The organism is Polaromonas sp. CG_9.7, assembly GCF_015752205.1.
Classification (GTDB): domain Bacteria; phylum Pseudomonadota; class Gammaproteobacteria; order Burkholderiales; family Burkholderiaceae_C; genus Polaromonas.
The window spans coordinates 1-18,068 of sequence record NZ_JADOVG010000032.1; the positions used below are offsets into that span (position 1 = coordinate 1).

17 protein-coding genes and 4 pseudogenes are annotated in these 18,068 nt (G+C 57.6%); 6 read left to right on the plus strand and 15 right to left on the minus strand.

Annotated elements, in window-relative coordinates:
• Positions 1 to 206: 206 nt before the first annotated feature.
• The 8 genes and pseudogenes from IWX87_RS18875 to IWX87_RS18910 all read right to left on the minus strand — a co-directional run.
• A pseudogene (locus IWX87_RS18875) lies at positions 207 to 428 on the minus strand (transposase); the annotation flags it as partial.
• 116 nt (positions 429 to 544) lie between these two features.
• Positions 545 to 1,153, minus strand: a complete 609-nt coding sequence (locus tag IWX87_RS18880) for a Fic family protein (protein ID WP_196865056.1) — start codon at positions 1,151 to 1,153, stop codon at positions 545 to 547.
• Positions 1,146 to 1,454: a hypothetical protein gene (locus IWX87_RS18885; RefSeq protein ID WP_196865057.1), complete on the minus strand. Its 309-nt coding sequence runs from the start codon at positions 1,452 to 1,454 to the stop codon at positions 1,146 to 1,148. Before IWX87_RS18885 ends, IWX87_RS18880 begins: the two co-directional genes overlap by 8 nt.
• Positions 1,429 to 1,716 carry a hypothetical protein gene (locus tag IWX87_RS18890; RefSeq protein ID WP_196865058.1) on the minus strand — a complete coding sequence of 96 codons (288 nt, stop codon included), beginning with the start codon at positions 1,714 to 1,716 and terminating at the stop codon, positions 1,429 to 1,431. The genes IWX87_RS18885 and IWX87_RS18890 overlap by 26 nt, the downstream gene beginning before the upstream one ends.
• A 68-nt stretch (positions 1,717 to 1,784) precedes the next feature.
• Entirely contained in the window at positions 1,785 to 1,997 is a 213-nt protein-coding gene (locus IWX87_RS18895; RefSeq protein WP_196865059.1) for a hypothetical protein, read from the minus strand.
• Positions 1,994 to 2,299, minus strand: coding sequence for a HigA family addiction module antitoxin (locus IWX87_RS18900; RefSeq protein ID WP_196865060.1), 306 nt, complete (start codon positions 2,297 to 2,299; stop codon positions 1,994 to 1,996). Before IWX87_RS18900 ends, IWX87_RS18895 begins: the two co-directional genes overlap by 4 nt.
• 24 nt (positions 2,300 to 2,323) lie before the next feature.
• Complete coding sequence (locus IWX87_RS18905; RefSeq protein WP_196865061.1) at positions 2,324 to 2,593, minus strand: type II toxin-antitoxin system RelE/ParE family toxin; 270 nt, start codon at positions 2,591 to 2,593, stop codon at positions 2,324 to 2,326.
• A 197-nt stretch (positions 2,594 to 2,790) separates the two neighbouring features.
• A pseudogene (locus IWX87_RS18910) lies at positions 2,791 to 2,973 on the minus strand (IS3 family transposase); the annotation flags it as partial.
• A gap of 26 nt (positions 2,974 to 2,999) precedes the next feature.
• Here IWX87_RS18910 and IWX87_RS18915 point away from each other — a divergent pair.
• Positions 3,000 to 3,221, plus strand: a pseudogene (locus tag IWX87_RS18915) (transposase); the annotation flags it as partial.
• A 465-nt stretch (positions 3,222 to 3,686) separates the two neighbouring features.
• On the opposite strand, the gene IWX87_RS18920 reads toward IWX87_RS18915, so the two are convergent.
• Positions 3,687 to 3,917, minus strand: coding sequence for a helix-turn-helix domain-containing protein (locus tag IWX87_RS18920; RefSeq protein ID WP_196865062.1), 231 nt, complete (start codon positions 3,915 to 3,917; stop codon positions 3,687 to 3,689).
• Between the two features lie 87 nt (positions 3,918 to 4,004).
• Between IWX87_RS18920 and IWX87_RS18925 the strand changes: the two genes are divergently transcribed.
• Complete coding sequence (locus IWX87_RS18925) at positions 4,005 to 4,418, plus strand: hypothetical protein (RefSeq protein WP_196865063.1); 414 nt, start codon at positions 4,005 to 4,007, stop codon at positions 4,416 to 4,418.
• 427 nt (positions 4,419 to 4,845) lie between these two features.
• Here IWX87_RS18925 and IWX87_RS18930 read toward each other — a convergent pair whose 3' ends face one another.
• From IWX87_RS18930 to IWX87_RS18945, 4 genes are read right to left on the minus strand one after another with little or no spacing between them, the layout of a single operon-like run.
• Complete coding sequence (locus IWX87_RS18930; protein ID WP_196865064.1) at positions 4,846 to 5,691, minus strand: hypothetical protein; 846 nt, start codon at positions 5,689 to 5,691, stop codon at positions 4,846 to 4,848.
• Positions 5,676 to 6,917 (minus strand): hypothetical protein, encoded by a 1,242-nt coding sequence (locus tag IWX87_RS18935; protein WP_196865065.1) that lies wholly within the window; start codon positions 6,915 to 6,917, stop codon positions 5,676 to 5,678. The genes IWX87_RS18930 and IWX87_RS18935 overlap by 16 nt, the downstream gene beginning before the upstream one ends.
• Complete coding sequence (locus tag IWX87_RS18940; protein ID WP_196865066.1) at positions 6,914 to 7,576, minus strand: hypothetical protein; 663 nt, start codon at positions 7,574 to 7,576, stop codon at positions 6,914 to 6,916. Before IWX87_RS18940 ends, IWX87_RS18935 begins: the two co-directional genes overlap by 4 nt.
• The gene (locus IWX87_RS18945; RefSeq protein WP_196865067.1) at positions 7,569 to 11,339 is read right to left on the minus strand and encodes an ATP-binding protein; all 3,771 of its coding nucleotides are present in this window, start codon (positions 11,337 to 11,339) and stop codon (positions 7,569 to 7,571) included. The genes IWX87_RS18940 and IWX87_RS18945 overlap by 8 nt, the downstream gene beginning before the upstream one ends.
• Positions 11,340 to 11,800: 461 nt before the next feature.
• On the opposite strand from IWX87_RS18945, the gene IWX87_RS18950 reads away from it, so the two are divergent.
• The 4 genes from IWX87_RS18950 to IWX87_RS18965 all read left to right on the plus strand — a co-directional run bounded on the left by IWX87_RS18950 (position 11,801) and on the right by IWX87_RS18965 (position 15,364).
• Positions 11,801 to 12,442: a hypothetical protein gene (locus IWX87_RS18950; protein WP_196865068.1), complete on the plus strand. Its 642-nt coding sequence runs from the start codon at positions 11,801 to 11,803 to the stop codon at positions 12,440 to 12,442.
• Positions 12,443 to 12,449: 7 nt separating this feature from the next.
• The gene (locus IWX87_RS18955) at positions 12,450 to 13,637 is read left to right on the plus strand and encodes an ImmA/IrrE family metallo-endopeptidase (RefSeq protein WP_196865069.1); all 1,188 of its coding nucleotides are present in this window, start codon (positions 12,450 to 12,452) and stop codon (positions 13,635 to 13,637) included.
• Between the two features lie 174 nt (positions 13,638 to 13,811).
• Complete coding sequence (locus IWX87_RS18960; protein ID WP_196865070.1) at positions 13,812 to 14,021, plus strand: hypothetical protein; 210 nt, start codon at positions 13,812 to 13,814, stop codon at positions 14,019 to 14,021.
• Positions 14,018 to 15,364 carry an ATP-binding protein gene (locus tag IWX87_RS18965; protein WP_196865071.1) on the plus strand — a complete coding sequence of 449 codons (1,347 nt, stop codon included), beginning with the start codon at positions 14,018 to 14,020 and terminating at the stop codon, positions 15,362 to 15,364. The genes IWX87_RS18960 and IWX87_RS18965 overlap by 4 nt, the downstream gene beginning before the upstream one ends.
• A 205-nt stretch (positions 15,365 to 15,569) precedes the next feature.
• Here IWX87_RS18965 and IWX87_RS18970 read toward each other — a convergent pair whose 3' ends face one another.
• Both IWX87_RS18970 and IWX87_RS18975 read right to left on the minus strand, forming a co-directional pair.
• Complete coding sequence (locus tag IWX87_RS18970; protein WP_196865072.1) at positions 15,570 to 17,720, minus strand: DEAD/DEAH box helicase; 2,151 nt, start codon at positions 17,718 to 17,720, stop codon at positions 15,570 to 15,572.
• Positions 17,717 to 17,956, minus strand: a pseudogene (locus IWX87_RS18975) (Hachiman antiphage defense system protein HamA); the annotation flags it as partial. The gene IWX87_RS18970 and the pseudogene IWX87_RS18975, both read right to left, overlap by 4 nt.
• Between the last annotated feature and the right edge of the window lie 112 nt (positions 17,957 to 18,068).

An 18,068-nucleotide genomic window follows, 5' to 3' on the forward strand; every position in this document is an offset into this window, starting at 1 on the left:
AATTCAGTTGAATGTCGATTTGTTGTCATAAATAGCGCTCCAATGCGGATCATCCGCAATCACGGGGGAGCGGCAACTAGTCTGACACAGGGGGGTTTTGTGGCGATGACGGGCGATGAATTCGACTCTTGCATGGTGTCCACTTCACAGGCTTGAGTGCACACCACCAATGGAGTGCAACTGCCGCGATCTTGGGCGCCACTTCAAATTTCAGCAAGAACGGTATTCGCCGGGCTATTACCAATGGGTTTATCGCCGGCACCGCTCAAAGTTCCCCGCCTGTCCTGACGCACCCAGTTGCTCAGACTGGCCTTTGGGATATTCAAAACCTTCGACACCACCGAGATTGCCTGCCCAGCCTTGACCTGCCGGACAGCTTCAAACTTGAATTCCGAGGTGTACTTTCCACGCGTTTGATCACTTGCCATTTCTTAACTCCTTGTCCAATTTATACAAGAGCTAAGAACTACGTTTTACAGGGGCAACCTCAGTGGTGCGAGTCGGGCTCGCCATGGTGTGCATGATGTTCATCGCGCACACTATCTCAACCTATTCGCAGTCCTTCAAGATGGGATGCCCAACCGCTTACCTTGAACTGCAACAAGTAGGCGTCAAGAAAACCTTGACCAGGCGTCTCGATTTCTTTACTAAGAGCGCCGAGATAATCAACCGTGTTCGTTTTTTGCCAAGCGATAGAGAAACCTGCCCTGTGACATAACTCGATATGAACGGGCAGCATTGTTCGACCATTGCCATCCAGAAACGGGTGCCCATAAGCAAACAAGCCCATAATCTCGCCAGGCTTTTGAGCCATCGATGCCGCGTCTTGTCCCAGACTCAGACCATGCTCCACAGCCAGCCGAGACGATTGCGGATGCGAGAAAAGCACGTCACCCTTCTTGACTGCACTGTTCGGAAGCGTCATCAATCTATCCTGCCCAGCCCACGGGTAATAGTCGGCGAACAAGATGCGATGGACAGCAAGGAAGTCCTTGTACGTCAGTTTTTCACTTGACGCCAGATGAGCAAATGCAGCATCAATATTGGCTTCAAACAAGTCATGCTCGAAGCGCTTGATGTCCCGTGCGTCCTTGTCTTTTCGGACGTTACGGAGATACCCCTCCGTGTCTAAATCATTGAAAGGGTCAAACATTGCGCGTCTCATCAAAGTAACGCCCGAGAAGCGTCACCATGATCCGGCCATTGATGACGTTTGCGCGGCGTAGTGCGATGACGAGCCTCTCAGTTTCGTCAGGCTTTACATCGTCGCCAGCCAAACGCGTTATCACCTCAGCCAAAGCACTGCTGCCGGTCTTCACATACGCAATGCCATGTCGCTTGGCCAAATCTCCAATGTAGGCGCTTAGCCCAGTCATCGGAATATCAGCCTGCGGTGTTGCGTTGATACTTTGCACGATGCTTTCCTTGTTAAGCGGCGACTGCCACCAGGACATGCTTTTCCAGGAATTTTTTGATGGCCGTCACGTTTTTTTTCGCCCGCTTCTGCTGCACTGGACCGTGTTCACCGCACCATTCTTCATGCTGCTCAAAACCCTCTGATCCATCAACAAACTTGGACAGCACGTACTTCGCTTCGTGGATGATGGTGGTATCCGTAATGTCCTCAACTGCGCACTTGTCATTGACAGCGATCACATTTTTCAGATGGTGCTCAAACTCATCACTTTTGAATGCGGCAACAAGAATTTTCTTCACGCTTTTTTCCTTGAAATAGTGTGTTCACCTGCGCGTACAATAGTACGCATTGCGTACTATTGTACGCGCTACTCGACATTCTTTTTTGAATTCTTTTCAAGCAACAAATCAAACACCTTTTTCACGGGGTTTGGCATCCCCCGGTACTCACCAGAGTCATCGGGCATCCGGTACGTTTTAAGCGCACGCGGGGCCACACCCGCCATCTCTGCCAGGGCATCCCATGTCTTCGCCCTCAAAGCCTTTTTGGTGGCTTGCAAGTAGTCCTTTTGTGTGCTCATGCAGCAAGTGCCATGGGCACAATGGCCTTGGCAATGGTCTTCGCACTAACCTTCTGAGCTATCTTGAGGTCATAAGCAGTTTGCATGTTTAACCAACCCTGCGCATCCGAACCAAAGTAACGCTCAAGGCGCAACGCCGTATCTGCTGAAACCCCACGATGCTCTTTCACAATGTCGTTCATGCGCGACGTGGGAACGCCCAACGCCTTCGCAAGCGCATTAACGCTGAGTCCCAAGGGCTTTAGGTAGTCCTCTTGAAGAACTTCGCCAGGGTGTACTGGCCGCATTCCATTCTTAAACATGATTTAGCTCCTTCAAATTTGTTCTCAATGAGGGTCATCTATCCGCACATCAAACGGACCGCTCTCGCCCCATTTAAATATCAATCGCCATTGCCCATTTATCCGCACATGCCAAGCTCCGTCATACTCTTTTAGATCGTTACCTGGCGGCGAACCCATGAATGCAATCGATGGCGCAGCATCCAGTTGAGCCAATTTACGCTCGGCCACCTTCTTGATGTTGACGAATCGCGCAGACTTGCCTGCGGTAAATAGCGCCTGCGTGTCGGAACAACTAAATGATTGGATTGACATTACATATATTAACCGTTATCCAGTTATCGGTCAACTAAATAGCGTCTGCAAACATCGCGTACAGAACACTGGGCTGCACGTCCGCGTAGCGCTGGCTGCACTCAATATTGGAATGCCCTAACAGGCCCGCCAGAATATCCATGTCGCCCGTACTTGCCAGTGACCTTACCCCTGGATTGCGTATCCCATAACCGAGCTCATGAGTTGGCTTGCCTTGCAAGCCATTCGCTTTCGAACTGCATCGGGCTGACGTAAGCCAGCGTTGAATGCAGCCGGGCTTTGTTGTACCAGAGCAGCCACGCGATGGTTTCATCCTTGGCCTGGCGCCGGGTCACGAAGCGTTGCCCGTGCAAGCGCTCGACCTTCAGTGAGCCGAACAGCGGCGGCTGTCAAGCTAGTGTCGCGTCACCCGCACACGGTGGCGATGGCCGCCAAGTTCGAGACCGAGCAGGCCAAGCAAGACTACCGCAAACGCAAGTGGATTGCCGAGCCGCCCAACGGCTGGATCAAGAACGTTCTGGGGTTTCGCCAGTTCAGTATGCGGGGCTTGGCGAAGGTAAAAGCCGAGTTCAAGCTCGTTTGCCTGGCGCTCAACTTGCGCAGAATGGGGGCGATGCAGGGTAGTTAAGGCAAGAGCGCCGCGAATACGCACAGCAGACGCTCTTTGCAGGTGCTCAATGCCGCTCACATCACCACCCGCATTCCCGTTGACAGACACGTTCACCGTAGCCCAGCGAACTTTGGGTGATTTATGGCAAAAGACGGGTTTGCTGAAATCCTTCTGGCGCCCAGACTCCTAGCCGTGCTTCTTGTTGGCTGTCGAGGTGAGAGAAGACCAGGCTAGTTTTCCTCGATACTGAATTACCACCGATTTTGTGCGGCGAAACCGTGCAGCCCTTGCTGGGCCGCGTGCCAGGTGCAGCCTGCAGCTGTTAATAGCTGCGATCGATGCCATAGCATCGGGCCGACTGCGGTAACGCGTTTTGGGCGCGGCTTCCTGAAGCAAAGACGGGCGTTATTTTTACTGAGTCAGGTGGTATTACCTGAAGTTTTTCGGCCCGGAACAACGAAAATCCGTACTGCTGTGAAATTGCTATGGCTTGAGCAGTTCGCTGATATCAACCGTCAGCGCCATAGCCAAGCGCTCGATATTGTCGAGCGACACACTTCTTTCCCGCCGCTCAATCGAGCCGACATATGTTCTATGAAGCTCGGCAAGATCTGCCAAAGCTTCCTGCGAAAGTCCCTTTGCAGCACGAAGTGCGCGAAGATGTCTGGCGAGCCGATGTCTAGCTGATTCAATTGTCGCTTTGTGATCCCTCATGGATCCGTAGCTTCAATTTATGATGCTTTTAAGTCTACAGACTTAGAGTAGCATTACGAGTCGTCCTACAAATAAAAGGCTTAATTTATGAGCAACATTCCAGCTACCAACCTTGAAGAACTTTCAAGACACATTGCTGACAAAAGTTATGAAGCAGCCATGCCCACTTCACTGGCTAACCCAATTCTTCATCAAATTGGTCGCGATCTGCGCGTAATTGAGCTCTTTCAATCTTCGGAACAGACCAAAAAAGTTCATTTGTCAAGTGCTATGTATTTGATACTTCACCTCGTGCGAGGGCGTATGGAGTCAAATGGAATTGCTACGGATACGCTGAAGTTAAATAATGCTTCACTTCATCGATTAGTAGAGCTCTATCAGTACTTTATCGAGCGAGAACTCGTAGCGCGCATGGTAGGTCAAAGGTGCGAAAAAGATTCAGAAGAGCTACTTAAGGCCATCGATATGCACGTTTCAGACCTGCCTGATAGCGAAGGATAGCTTAGAGGGTGTTATCAACTCAGGGCTGATTTTCTCCGGGTTGCCCCTAATTGCTGGGGGATGACCAAAAAACCGCCCAACTCCAGTTTAGAACTGTTTGAAAAACGGGGGACGTCATTCGGGACTTCACCACGCTGGTGCATTACCCAGGCCCCGTTCACCTCAACCCAGAAACCTCACACATCAAGCAGCTTCGAAACACACGCAAAAAGTAGCTTGACTCACTTCACTTCACTTCACTTCAAGCCAGACTTCCTTGACAGCCACCGTGAACGCTAGGTTGGCCCCGTTGCGCCTGAGATCTGACAGCCGACTTGACATTTACCCGGTAAGCGGCGCCACAACGCAATACGGTAAACCGATTGCATCGCCAACTCATGCGCGCGAGCAGCGCAACACGTACGGCGCATAGACTCTGAACTCGGCGTCAGCCGGCCTTCGGCATCAAAAAATACTCCTGCGGCAGGGCCTTTCCGTGCGCCTGCAGCACCTTCCAGCTAGCCGCAATTTCCGGATGCGCCGCACTATCGAGCATGGCTTGCGTCTGGGCGAGCTGGCTGCGGTAGCGGGCGTGGTTGGTACAGGCTCTCAAGCCATTCTCGAGTTCTGCCAGGGGCGGCGCCATCAGCCCGGCGAAATGCGGCAGGCCCTGGGCAATGGCCAAGCCGGCCGGGTCGTAGTCCACCAAGGCAAACACCGGCAGCCTTAACGCCTCCAGCAGGGCCAGCGCATGGTCTGGCCGGTAGACCGGACTTCCCCGGAATACCACCAGCGGGTTGTCCCCGGCGCGGGACAGATCGAACGTGACCTGGTGCACGGCCTCGAACGCTTCCCAGTTCTCCACCAACAAGGCAGACGTGTGCCCGCAATGCGCCGCCACCCAGGGCCAGGCCAGGTCCAGGTTGGCGCCCAGGGGCAGCGCGATGCGCTGCCCGTCCAGCAGTAGGCTTCTAGCGGGCAAAGCCTTGATGGCCACCCGATCCCGCCGCACAGCAGCATCCGTCATCTTCTCGTTGCCGCCATGCGCCAAGCTGGCCGTTCGGCTCAGGCCATTCCACTGTCCGGGCTGGGTCGTTGCCGCATCGATGCCTTCGGCGCTCAGCAGCAACTGGCCGATCGCCTCCCGGTCGGCCGCCGAGAACGCCAAGGAGGCGCCCACGCGCTGGCCGATGTTGTAGTCGTCCACGAACTGCGTGAGGCTCACCGTCGCTGCCTGCCGTGGCTTGTCGCTGTGGTACACCCGCAGCAAGCTCAGAATCAATCCTTTTTCCATACCGCCAGGTCCGTCACCACCAGGTTGCCCGAGCGCGCGTGGCTGGCAGGCGCTTGGCGCCGCTCCACCTGCAGGCGGTGTCCGCGCCCCTGGAGTCTATTTCCCAACAGGTCCACCGCGTGCAGGGCGTAGAGCAGCCAGGCGTCCTCGTCCAGACTGCCCAAATCGCGCTGCTGGCGCTTCCAGCCGACCGCCGACAAGGGCATCGCCGCCGCACTGGCCTCAAGCAAGTAGCGGCCAAAGGCCAGCTGCACCGGTTTGGGGCTGATAAAGCGCACAGGTTTGTCAAGTCCGCCCTCGAGCAGGCGTCCTGCCAGGCGCTGCCGGGCGATGCTGATTTTCGCCGAGGCAATGCTTTTGGCCGTGTCCGCGAGCGCCTCTCGGGTGCTGGACAACGCCAGGTCGGGGTGAACTTTCAGGCGCAGCCCGGCAAAGCGCGACGACCAAGCCGGCAGCGCCTGCAGGCTTTCGGCTTCGGGCGGCTGGTAGTCGGGGGTTTTTCTCAGGAAGTGTGCGAAGGCGCGGATGCGCCGGGCATTGGGCTCGACCTGGCGCAGTCGGTACAAATAGGCCTTGAGCACGGCCGTGATGTCCATGTGGGTGGCCCGCCACTGCGGCAGGCGGTTGAGCACCTGGTGCCGAAAGACCTCCAGCAAGGGCTTGAGCATGGATGCGCCCGCCAGAGTCCCGAGCAGGCTTTCGCCTTCGAGCAGCGCCAGCGTCTCGCCGATTCTCTCGGCGCGGCCCAGGTAAAACTCGTTTTGCCGCCGTTTCTCGGCCAGCGTGCTGACGTTGGCAAACTGGTTTTCCGTGATAACGCGCAAGCCGAGGAGTTCATCGCCCACCAGGGCCGCGAGCTCGAACACCCCGATGTCAAACTCCGACTGATACTCGCCTTGGTCCTCCAACCGGCCTTCATGGCTGGCGCTGACGTACTCTCCGAGCAGCTGCTCCAGGCGGTGGACCAGTTCGCCAAAGTTGGCGCCCACCGCATAGCTGCGCTGGCGCTGGAACACCTCGTCGAGGTGGCGGCCCAGGCTTGGACTGAGCCGGAAATCGTCCTGCAGGTAGGGCACCAGCACCCGCTGCTGCTGCAGCTGGCGGACCCTGCGCTGGTTGTCCTCGTCCAGCGCCACGCCACCATGGCTGTAGGCCGCGGCGACCAGGTGCCGGTTGGCATGGAGCAGCTCGAGGTAGGCCACGATGCTCGCGACGCTTTGGCTCACAGCAGCGCCTCTTGCGCGCTGCGGCCCTGGTGGCTGCCATCGCCGCTGCCACCTTCTGAGCCGCCACTGCCATCACTGTCATCCCGGATGGCGTCATGCTCCATCAGGAATTCGATCGCCTCCTGGATGAACTCGATCTTGCCAGTGACCTGGTAGATCTCGCGCTCGGGGTTGGAGAGCAACAGGTAGCCCTTTTCGTGAAAGCTCTTGAGCACCTTGTCCAGCCGCGTACGGTCGGTGCCGTCGGCCTGGACCTTGAGCTGGCCAGCGAGTGTTTGCAGGTCGCTTCGAAAGCTCGGGTTGGCGTCGATCGCCGCCATGAGCTTGTTGACCTCGATCGGCGTGCCCACGGCTAGCAGGTCGTCGCTTTGCATGGCGCGCATGACCAGGTCGAGAAAGCTCACCAGGGGCCTGAGCGTTTGCTTGATGTCGGTGAACACCTCCCGGGCCGCCTTGCGCTCGGGCCCGCCGATGGCGTTGTGGGCGGCAAAATAGGCGCCGCCGTGGCGCGTGGCGGCCAGGTGCAGCCCGATTTTTCCCAGGTAGGCATTGACCGCCTGGTGGCTGCCCGCTTCGCTCAGGAAGGAAAAGCCTTCATGGTCCGAGACCGGGCAGACGAACTGGCCCGACAGCAGCGACTGCACCACCCGCTCAAACATGGTCCACCTCCAGCGCATCGGCTGCGTGATCGGCGTCTGATGCCTCCAGGGTATCGGGCGCGCCAAATTCACCGAACGCCACCCGCACTTCGGCCAGGCGCCGATCGGGCTCGACCGTGAAGCGGTGCCGGAACAGCGCCATCGTGTCCGGGTCCGGGTCGGGAAAGGCGCACACTAGCGTGATGTTGTTGCGCTTGAGCAGCTCGATCAGGCCGACGACATTGCCGCCATCCAAGTCCTTGAGTTCATCGAGCGCCCAGATGATGTTGACCTGGGCATTGCGGCGAATGCGGTTGATGAAGGCCACAAAAATGGTTGCCAGCACCAGGTACGACAGCCCGTTCGATGAGACGGCCTCCAGGTCTGAGGCCCGTTTGAAGACGCGGCGGTTGCCGTTTTCGGTGACCTCGCCCTGGATGCGGATCAGGCCCTTGAGGTCGGCGCGGATGCCGGTCTTGACCTCCCAGTGCTCGAGCAGCCTCTCAATGGTCTGGGCAAACTCTGGCGGCGGCAAGGCAGTCGTGCTGCTGCCCGCCCAGGCGCGGTGGGCCTCGGCCATTTCGCAAATCGCCGGCCAGTATTGGAGCTCGCGGATGGTCGAGACCACCTCGACGCTGATTTTGGAAATGGATTCGAAGGCCAGGCTGGTGTCGAGGTGCTCTTGCAGCTCGCGGTTGAACTGCTGGACGCGGCGGTGAAATTCTTCCATCGTGCGGTGAAACGCATTGACTTCGCTGGCAATGCTCACGGCCTGCATCAGGAGGATGCGCCGGTATTCATGGTGCGCCGTGGCAAACCAGGCCTTGAGTGGCGCCAGCCATTCCCGGCTGGGCGCGGGCGACAGCGTGCTAAGTGCCGACTGCAAATACTGCTCGGGCGGCGTGCCCTGGTGCAGTCGAAAGCCCAAGGCCACGTCGGAGATCGTGCGGCGGATGCTGCCGCCCAGGCGCACGGTGTCCTGGACGTATTGGTTCGCCAGCCCGCACAAGGCATCGAACGTCCAGGACGCGTCGTAGGCCGAAACGCACACCTCGGGGTAGCCCTGCAGGCTGTCCAGGCGCCCTTGCACGAGCCTGCGCTGCTCGGCACTGCTCGCAAGGGTTGCCCTGAATTGCCCGATCTCTTGCTGCAACTGATGGCTGCGGGTTGTCCACTGGCTGTCGATCCGGGCAATGGTGGCAATGCGCTGCTGCTCGGCTTGCCGTGCCTGGGCCGCTTCGTCCAAGCGCTCTTGCAGCGCAGGCCACTGATGCTCTTTCCAAAAGCGCCATTCCTGCACGCGCTCGATAAAGATGCCAATGGCGCTCAGTTCGGTCTGGATCCGATCGATCTCGCGGTCAATGGCGGCGAGCCTGGCCGGGTCGACCCCGTTGGCCATAAGCGCTTCATCTCGCTCGCTGTCATACCCTGCTAGTTTTTGGGCCAGCTCGGCTTCCTGGCGGGCCACGGCCGCATCGATCCGCTGGACCTTGGCATCGCGCTGCAGCTGGCGCGCTTGGCGCTGTTGCGCATGCAGGGTGCGCACCTTGGCGGCTTCGGCGCTAGTCGCCTCGTCAAACCGCCTGAGCGCTTGCCGGGCATTGTCCAGAGACAGCCTGGCGCTGTCCAGGCGCTGCCGGGCTGCCGCCAGTGCTTCTGCCCGGCTCACCTCCAGCTGCCTTTTGGCTTCTTCCAGTTCGGCCGCTGCCGACTGCGCCTGATTTTTGGCCTTTTGCGTGTGCTGCTGGTGCAGCTGGCAGGCCTTCTCGGCTGCAATGCGTGTGTCGTTCGCCTGGGCCAGGCGGGCGCGGGCTTGCCCGAGCACCTGGCTTGCTTCCTTCACACGCGTTTGCCCCCGCTCGACATCGAGCTCTGCGCTGCGTACATCGGAGGCAGGATGGGCGTCCAGGCGCTCGAGATTGAGCGACAAGCCGTACAGCGTGCCCTCGGGCTCGTTCAGTGCTGGCGCCAGGTCGGTGCGTCCGAGCATATCGCCGCGCAGGACCTTGGCGATGTCCAGCGACCAGCGCGGGTGCTCCTGGCGCAGGAAGTGCAGCAGCGTGCCTTCGGGCGGTGCCAGTTCCAGGCGCTTGGCGTCGAGTTCGGCTTGTGCCTTGTCAAGCTGCCGGCTGGCTGCGGACACGTCGCTTTCGCGGTCCAGGAACGCTTGCAGCGCCTTGCGCTGAAGATCGTCTAGTGCCCGGCGCTGCTCGTCGACCACGCTGGCGGCTTGCCGCGCCGCGTCCAGCGCATCGCGCTTGCACTCGACCAGGGTGGCGATGGCGGCATCGGGCGCGGGATGCTCCACGCCGCTTTGGCAGCGGCCGTGCTCGCTGTTGGCGGTCTGGACGGCCTGGTCCAGCGGCGCGCGCGCTGCTGCCAATTCCGATTGAATCAGCTGCTCGGCCGCATCCTGCGCTGTTGCCAGTTCGGCCAGATCGAGCTCGCACGCCTTCGTGGCTTGGTTTCGGCGGGCTTGCTCGGCGTCGCGAAAGCCGTTGTGCGCGTCCTTTTCGATCTGCTTGAGCCGCTCGTAGCGCCCGGCGATGTCCGACTGCGCGCCAAGCAAGGCCTGGCGCCGGGTTTCCAGAAGCGGCCGCTCGCTACGCAGCGCCGGCGCCTGGCGCACCCGCGCGTCCAGCGCTTCGATGCCTTCTTGCGCATAAGCTTGCGCTTGACGCTGAAGCTCGCTTGCCTGCTGCTCGGCGAATTCGGCCTGGCGCTGCGTGGTAGCTTTCTCGGCGGTGATTTGCTGGCGCTGCTGCTGAAATCCTTTTTCCTCTTCCTGCGCCTGTTCCTCGACTTGGCGCATGGCTTTGGATGCTTGATTGGCTTGCTCGTCCAAATGCAGGCCCAAGCTGCGGTACTTAGCGCCAATGTCGCCCAGCGCCAGTTCGGCCGCCTGCAACTGGCTTTCGGCGAGTTCAGCCGCTTGCATCCTGGGCTCGAGCGCCATGACGGCAGCATAGGCTTTGTAGCCCCGGGGCCAGTCCTCAATCTTGCGCCGGTCGCCGGAAATGGCGTGCGACGCCATCTCGTCGGCCACGCAGTCGATCACCATGCTTTGCAGGTCCTCGAAGTTGGTCTTGCGGCGAAACATGCCGCTGACGATCTTTTCGATCTGGCGCAGCGGCTGCCTGGTGGTCGTGAAGGCGTAGTCCTGGGTGAGCTGGCGCAGGTAGAGCTGGTGCTGCTTGTCGGTGGAATTGCCCGGAATGCCCTGGATAATGTTGCGGTAGTCGCTTTGCGACTCGATCTGGCGCTCCGAGCACTGAAAGCCGTGCGTCTGCAGGTGGGTGCGAAAGTCCGGGACCTTGACGAACTCGCCGTCAGCGCGGATGAACTGGGACACGTCAAAGTGGCTGCGGATGAAGCGGTACAGCACGCGCTCGCCGGACTTGTCGGCATACGCGACCACCATGCGCTTGTGGCCGCCATGGCGCTGGTACTCGAACGCCAGGTACGACGTGGTGCGCGGCAGATAGTAGCCGGTGAAGGTCTCGCGCCCGGCCTCGGCAGTGACGATGCGGTTCGGGCTTTCCCCGTAGAACAGCAAGAGCAACTGCAGCAGGGAGGTCTTGCCCCGCCCGTTGCGGCCGGTCAGGACTGCACCGCCGGCCAGTGGGAGTTCCACGATCCGCCCCGGGCTCAGGGAGTCGATGAGCACCAGGCGAAGCAGGGCAAAGCCCTCGGGATGCGGGAAAATCGTGTCAGCGGCAGGGACCAAACCGGCGTCGGCAGGCATTGCGGTCGTCAGGGATGGCTCGGCAAGCGAGGAGGGCATGGGTCGGTTACCTTTTCTGACACGGGGCGGGTCGCTTGAGGATAACGGAACAATTCAACCAGAGGCCACCATGTTGCTGCATACATTTCGTGCCGCTTGAGGCCTACAGCAGCGATCTTTGGTGTGCCAAGCAGTGCGGACGGATTAGGGTTACCCGGAGTTGCTGAGCGAATTTCTGATTTAACGAAATTCTGCAATGTCGCGCCGCACGATAAGAGCGCAATAGCGCAGCTATTTATATTCCCGCATCATAAATTCAGCTGCTGCCAGAGAAAAAAGGCTGGCGAAGTAAAGGCGGCGCGAGGCTGGCAAAGACTGCAGAGCACTGGGGTGCCTTACTGGCTACCGTCAACCGGTACTGCGCTTGCTCAAAATAGATGGTGCGTATTTAGGCAGCAGGCTTCCGGTTTCTAAACCTCAATTGCGGTAAGATTACCGGAAGTCTATTCAGGAAGCTTTCCATGCTCGCCACTATCATTTTCGATGAACCACATACCGTCGATGCCCGCTTGGCGAGCCTTGATTTGGACCGACAGGTGCTGACCGATGCGATGGTTCAGGCCCATATGTACTTTGCGCGCCTGACATCGCACCATCCGCTTCTTTTTCGTTACGGTGTTTTGACGGCTGAGACGGTCGCTGCGCTTCGCGACTTTTTGGCGCCTCGCGGTTGGGAAGTGCGAAATGAAGGCAACTACGAGCTGGTCTTCAATCCAAAATTGAACATGAGCATTGCTGTGGCCTCTGGCAATGAAGCGACGGGCGACCGGCTGCGCGTTCCATCGAACAAAAGTGAAAAAGGCCCGCGCACGGCCAAGGCCGTCAAGGACAACCAAACGGCTGATCTTTTTCCCGAAACAGTCCCTGCCGCGCCAGAGAGCATTGTCCCAACAGATACCTGGATACTGCTGCACCACCGCTGCGCAAACGCAATTCGGCTGGAGTTGTCGCGTCCCAACGGCTTTGATGACACCGAGCGCTTTGTAACTGGATGGTCCGAGCGCATCTTGCTGGGCGCCATTTCGCTGGACAACGATCCCATGCCAATGTCGATGCCCCAGATTCCCGAAGACGACATTGTGGTCACTCGCAAGGTAGCTTAGGCTCTGAATGTTCAATCCCAAGCGGTTTTCGCTGGCTAGGCGCCGGCGAGGCCTGACCAAGCGAGAGATTGCCGAAAGCATGGGCGTGAGCGAGCGCTCGGTATCGGCCTATGAAAAGGGTGACCAGGAGCCCGAGCTCTCCAACGTTCAGCGGATGACGAAAGCGTTGAATTTTCCGCAAGCGTTTTTTTATGCAGCCGATCCTGAAGAGCTAACTATGGACATCGCGAGCTTTCGCTCCATGTCAAAAATGAGCGCGCGCCAACGTGATTCGGCGTTGGGATCAGGCTCGATTGGTTTGCTGCTCAATGAATGGCTGGAAAAAAAATTCAACCTGCCCGAGCCGAACCTTCCCGATCTGGGCCGCGAGCCAGGCGTTTTGACAGACCCGTCGCGGCGCGAAGCTTACGAAGAGAAAACTGCCTTTCCTTCGAAATCGACTGCCAATGGCCCGGAAGTGGCGGCCGAGGCATTCCGGTCGCACTGGGGCCTGGGCGAGTTGCCTGTCAAAAACATGATCACCCTTTTAGAGTCCAAGGGGGTGCGCGTTTTTTCGCTGGCGGTCGATGCCAAGGAGGTCGACGCGTTTTCGATGTGGCATGGCGGCAAGCCGTTCATGTTCCTCAACACGTACAAATCGGCCGAGCATTGCCGGTTCGATGCTGCGCACGAACTCGGGCACCTGGCCCTGCATCGCCACGGGCAAACGCAGGGGCCCGAGTTGGAGCGCGAAGCCAATGCTTTTGCCTCGGCGTTTTTGATGCCCAGAAAGAGCGTGTTGGCCAACGCCCCGCGTGTGGCCACCCTGCCCGGATTGGTGCGCGCAAAACACTATTGGAAAGTTTCGGTCGCCGCTTTGAATTACCGGCTCCATGCGCTGGGGATGACGTCGGACTGGGTTTACCGGACGCTGTGCATTCAACTGGCCGAGGCGGGCTATCGCACCAAGGAGCCCGAAGAGGCCAGCCACGAGAAGTCGTTGATCCTTGAAAAGGTGTTCAAGGCGCTGCGCGAGGAGGGCGTTTCGAAGTTTGATGTGGCCGGTGAACTGCTCATTCCCATTGAGGAAATCGATGCACTGACCTTTAACCTCATGCTGAACCTGTTGAATGGCGGCCGCAAAGGCAGCACGCCCAGTTCAGAAAAGGCGCATGGAGAAATACGTCTGGTTCATTCCTCGGACGGCTCGCGGTAGGCTCGTATTCTCAATGAATACTTTTTCTCTCAACCTACAAAGGATTTCATCCTAAAAGGCACCGCTAAGCAGCTTTAAAGCCGAACTGCTGCACCTGGCATCGCTTTAACGTTGTTATTAGTGTGGTCTGCACTGCCTTTGAGCACGGACTGGCTTTTCAATCAAATACATCTCATGGTCATTAAAAAATCAGGCCTCTATTCATCCTTCGGGCAAGCCGGCGGCAGATTGCGCGGTTGCATGAACCCTGGCCGCTACAAGAAGTGCAGCGTGTCTACGGTGTTTGCTAGCTACGCCGTGTTCCAAGCTTGCCCTAAAAAGATATGCGGCCTTGACAAAGAGATGATGCAAGGGCTGCTGACTGGCAGCATTCGCCTAGTATGAAAGAAAGCCAGAACACCGAATGGAAGCAATCCTGGCGCGATGAGTACCTGAGGTGGATTTGCGGCTTTGCCAATGCCGAGGGCGGCACGCTGGTGATCGGCAAGAACGACCAGGGCGAAGTGGTTGGCATCGACAATGCTGCCCGGCTGTTGGAGGACATACCGAACAAGGTGCGCGACATCCTGGGCATCGTGGTGGCGGTCAACCTGCACTCGCAAGCGGGACTTGACTGGCTGGAAATCGAGGTCGATCCGTACCCCAGCCCGATCAGCTACAAGGGTGAATACCACTTGCGCAGCGGCAGCACCAAGCAAGAACTCAAGGGGGCGGCCTTGGACCGCTTTTTGCTGCGCAAGCTCGGGCGGCACTGGGACGGCGTGCCAATGCTGCACGTTGGTGTGAAAGACCTTGATTCGGCAGCGCTCCAGGCCTTTCGAAAGCTGGCAGCGCAAAGCGGACGCCTGAGTGCTGCGTCTGCCGCCGACAGCGATGCCTTGCTGATCGAAAAACTGCACTTGCTCGAAGGGCCTTATCTCAAGCGCGCAGCGACGCTGCTGTTTCATGCGGACCCCGAGAAGTTCACCACTGGCGCTTGTGTGAAGATCGGGTTTTTTCGCACCGACTCGGACTTGCTCTTTCATGACGTGGTCCAGGGCGACTTGGTCGCACAGGTGGAAAAAGCGCTCGACTTGCTGCTGACCAAATACCTGCGGGCGGGCATTTCGTACCAAGGCTCACAGCGGCTCGAGCGCTTGCCGGTGCCCGAGGCGGCCTTGCGCGAAGCGCTGATCAATGCCATCGCGCATAAGGACTATGCGGCCGGCATCCCGGTGCAAGTCAGCGTGTATGACCACAAACTCATGCTATGGAACCCTGGCCAGCTGCCGCCCGACTGGTCGCTGGACCGCCTGCTCGCTAAGCATGCGTCGCAGCCTGCCAACCCAGATGTGGCCAATGTGCTGTTTGTCGCTGGCAAGATCGAATCCTGGGGGCGCGGCATTGACCTGATTCGCAACGCCTGTAAAGCGCAAGGCACGCCTGCGCCACGGTTTGAATGCGACAGCGCGGGGTTTTGGGTCGAGTTTGCGTTTCCTGAGGTGGTTGATCCGCCTAAAACGCCGGTAGGCGCGCTGGTGAAAACGCCGGTCAAAGTGCCGGTCAAAACGCCGGCAGAAATATTGCGATGCCTGGCGGCCAACCCCTCCATGACGCTGGCCGAAGTCGCAGCAGAGATTGAAAAATCGCTCAGCGCCGTGGAGCGCGCCAGCGCCCGGTTGGTCAAGGACGGAAAATTAAAACATGTCGGCCCGCAAAAGGGCGGTTACTGGATGGTATTGAAGTAAAGAAAAAAAGCACAATCAATCAAAGGCTGTGTATGCGCGCACTGATCTGCCACTTGCGGAAATGCACGGCGGCTGAACTAAATGACGCCTGCAACTGATTGCGGTCCTTCCGTCGCAGGCAAAAGCAGCGGTTCCATAAATCTTTGCCTTCAGCCACATATTAGATTTACCGCTTCAGTGGCAGTGTATGCCTTGTACAGGTTGGTCAAGTTACGCTGATTTGATCGGGTACATCTGTACGACACAGCGGTCGGATAAGCGCCCGTTCGAAGCGGGAAATTCCGACAATGTCTTCGGGCCACCGCTTTGCCAGAGCCGCGAGAGCGTCGTCCAGCGTATCTGGAGCGCCCAAAATTGGCATAAGGCGTTCGCCAAGTTGAATCGGAACTCCATACTCTTCTAGAGCGGTGATAACAGGACTCATGAACATTGATTCAAGTTGACCGCAGAAGAATGCGTAGTCTCCAGGCGTATAGGAATGCCGCCGAAGAACCTCGGCCTGAATTCGGTTGACCGCACCCATCAGACGCGGGGCTTTAAAGTTGACCCACTGCCTCGCGAACTCCAAAAACGTCTCAAGAGCCTCATCTGCCTCATCCCCGGACTTCCCCTTAATAGCTTCGCGAAGCTGAGCCGTGTAGCTTGGTTGGCTGCGGTATTGATTAATTCGATAGGTGAGTTGAGCCGCAGTATTCACTCCAGCACCGCTGCGCCCACCCAGATGTCGCCATGCGAGGTCGAACACAATTTTTAGGTTATCGTAATTGGGCATACCACACCATGACAACATAGGGCCAAGCTGATCAATGTTTTCTGTTATTTCGCGCGCAAGGTTGATCTGCCCCCAAGGCTCCAGTCCTGCGTTCTCCTTGATGGTCTCGAGTGTCACAAAATCCTGTTCCCAGATCTGTCGCATTCGTTTTGTTGCTATGTCTGAGAGGTCTTCCTCATCAAGTTGGATCAGTAGCGCATCTGGAGCATTGCCGTTCTGGGTGAAGACGGGGACATCAACAAACTCCAGTTTCGACTGAGGAGGGTCGTTAAACAGGTATACATGCCCAACAAAGTGCTGCCACATCCTTCCAGAACGGCCTCGGATGTTGTTGAAAGTGAAAAAGTCATATTTTCGATTGCTGATTTTGTTGTCGGCGACCACTACGTTACGTGCTGCAGTGTTGACACCTTCAATTAACGTTGAAGTGCAGACAAGGTAGTCCAAGTGTCCACGGTTGAAAAGTCGCACGAGCATCTGAGCAACAGAGCGCGGCAGCTTTCCGTGATGTGTACCTACCCCTCTTTTCAACGATTGTACTAAGCCCCATTTGGGGCTGTAGTTCTTGCTGAGCCACTCTATGGCGTCTTGCAACATTTCACTCGGCTCGAACTTGTTGAGCACTTCGGCAACGGCCTTGCCCAGTACCCTTGCACCTTTGACGGATCCGCTAAAGACCAAGGTTGGCCCGGACAACTGCGGGACCAAATTTTTTAAGCGGGTACTCGCATCACTGCCGGCAGGCACTAGATGGGTATCACATGCAACCGTGCTGAAGTCAGTGCGGATGAAGGTACAGTTGTAGTTCGCGCCGAAGCCGTCCGGCAATTCGTTGATATTGGGTCCGAGCATGTAGAACTGCTTGGCCTGCTTCGCGAGTCGGTAGAACGCATGGTTGAGGAGCACAGCCCGTTCGTCAGTCTGGCCCTCGTCAATCTGGAGCTTGTAAAACTCGTCGATCACGAAGAAGTCGATGTTCTCGATCTGGGTGTTCTCGACTACGCGCTCCTGCGTGTGAAGAAAGATATTCCGTTGGGCTGGTTTTTGACTGAGGTGGGTTATCACCTTGTAGCGATCACGAAATCTCATTAGGCGTCGACGCGTTTCGTCAACGAGAGCCAGCGTAGGCACAACGACGACGATGTTGTTGTGACGGTCGCTGGCGATTATCGCATCGATGATGAGGCTTTTCCCGAAGCTGGTCGGTGCACTCAGGATCACGTTCCGCCCCGCCATCAAGGTTCGATACACCTCGGCCTGCTTCGTCGTGAACACAATGTCCTTGGGCATAGCATCCGGCCGGTGAGCCTCTGTCGCGATAAGCGTAGCCACCCCCGATTTATTAGCGTCAAGGTACGGAAAAAGGCCAACTGTCCGCAACAGCGTCTGAACTATCAGTGAGTACGGCTCGAACATAGCTTCACGGTCGAGAACGCGGATGAGCAACTCGCGCGCAAGCTGCATTTGGTCTTCATCAGTCGCCAATGAAGTGAAACTAGATAGCTTCCCGAGGAAGGCGAATGCGTCGAACGATTTGTCGTGGTCAGTCTCATCGAGGGTCGCACGCAGTTCCTTGTAGCTCATAGATCTCTAGCTGCTTGCAGGCGTTTGTTCAGACGAATCAGAAGGTCGCTTTTATCCGCCATAGGGAAGAGGAAAAGCTCAATGCGGACCTTCGACACCGTATTCTTGGCAACGAACTTTCTGTGGTTATCTTGAAGTTCTGCTTCAAGAGCTGCCTTGTATGCGGCCGATGCTTCTGTGAAGCCTTTCGTTGTGGCGCTGTCGTATGTCAACAACACGGGTACAACGATGGAGGTAACAACCTCATCAAGGGCATTTCGTTATACACAACTCCGGCAAAATTCCCCCCCAAGAAAGATTTGAAGGAAAACGATGGGCTGGGCAGGCACTGAATTTGAGACGATAGAC

What these genes read in the sequence shown, in the direction of transcription:
- IWX87_RS18950 (WP_196865068.1), top strand. Translation starts at nt 11,801, where the DNA reads ATGCTCGCCACTATCATTTTCGATGAACCACATACCGTCGATGCCCGC.
- IWX87_RS18895 (WP_196865059.1), bottom strand. Translation starts at nt 1,997, where the DNA reads ATGAGCACACAAAAGGACTACTTGCAAGCCACCAAAAAGGCTTTGAGG.
- IWX87_RS18970 (WP_196865072.1), bottom strand. Translation starts at nt 17,720, where the DNA reads ATGAGCTACAAGGAACTGCGTGCGACCCTCGATGAGACTGACCACGAC.
- IWX87_RS18965 (WP_196865071.1), top strand. Translation starts at nt 14,018, where the DNA reads ATGAAAGAAAGCCAGAACACCGAATGGAAGCAATCCTGGCGCGATGAG.
- IWX87_RS18930 (WP_196865064.1), bottom strand. Translation starts at nt 5,691, where the DNA reads ATGGAAAAAGGATTGATTCTGAGCTTGCTGCGGGTGTACCACAGCGAC.
- IWX87_RS18905 (WP_196865061.1), bottom strand. Translation starts at nt 2,593, where the DNA reads ATGTCAATCCAATCATTTAGTTGTTCCGACACGCAGGCGCTATTTACC.
- IWX87_RS18885 (WP_196865057.1), bottom strand. Translation starts at nt 1,454, where the DNA reads ATGTCCTGGTGGCAGTCGCCGCTTAACAAGGAAAGCATCGTGCAAAGT.
- IWX87_RS18900 (WP_196865060.1), bottom strand. Translation starts at nt 2,299, where the DNA reads ATGTTTAAGAATGGAATGCGGCCAGTACACCCTGGCGAAGTTCTTCAA.
- IWX87_RS18945 (WP_196865067.1), bottom strand. Translation starts at nt 11,339, where the DNA reads ATGCCCTCCTCGCTTGCCGAGCCATCCCTGACGACCGCAATGCCTGCC.
- IWX87_RS18920 (WP_196865062.1), bottom strand. Translation starts at nt 3,917, where the DNA reads ATGAGGGATCACAAAGCGACAATTGAATCAGCTAGACATCGGCTCGCC.
- IWX87_RS18925 (WP_196865063.1), top strand. Translation starts at nt 4,005, where the DNA reads ATGAGCAACATTCCAGCTACCAACCTTGAAGAACTTTCAAGACACATT.
- IWX87_RS18955 (WP_196865069.1), top strand. Translation starts at nt 12,450, where the DNA reads ATGTTCAATCCCAAGCGGTTTTCGCTGGCTAGGCGCCGGCGAGGCCTG.
- IWX87_RS18880 (WP_196865056.1), bottom strand. Translation starts at nt 1,153, where the DNA reads ATGTTTGACCCTTTCAATGATTTAGACACGGAGGGGTATCTCCGTAAC.
- IWX87_RS18940 (WP_196865066.1), bottom strand. Translation starts at nt 7,576, where the DNA reads ATGTTTGAGCGGGTGGTGCAGTCGCTGCTGTCGGGCCAGTTCGTCTGC.
- IWX87_RS18960 (WP_196865070.1), top strand. Translation starts at nt 13,812, where the DNA reads ATGGTCATTAAAAAATCAGGCCTCTATTCATCCTTCGGGCAAGCCGGC.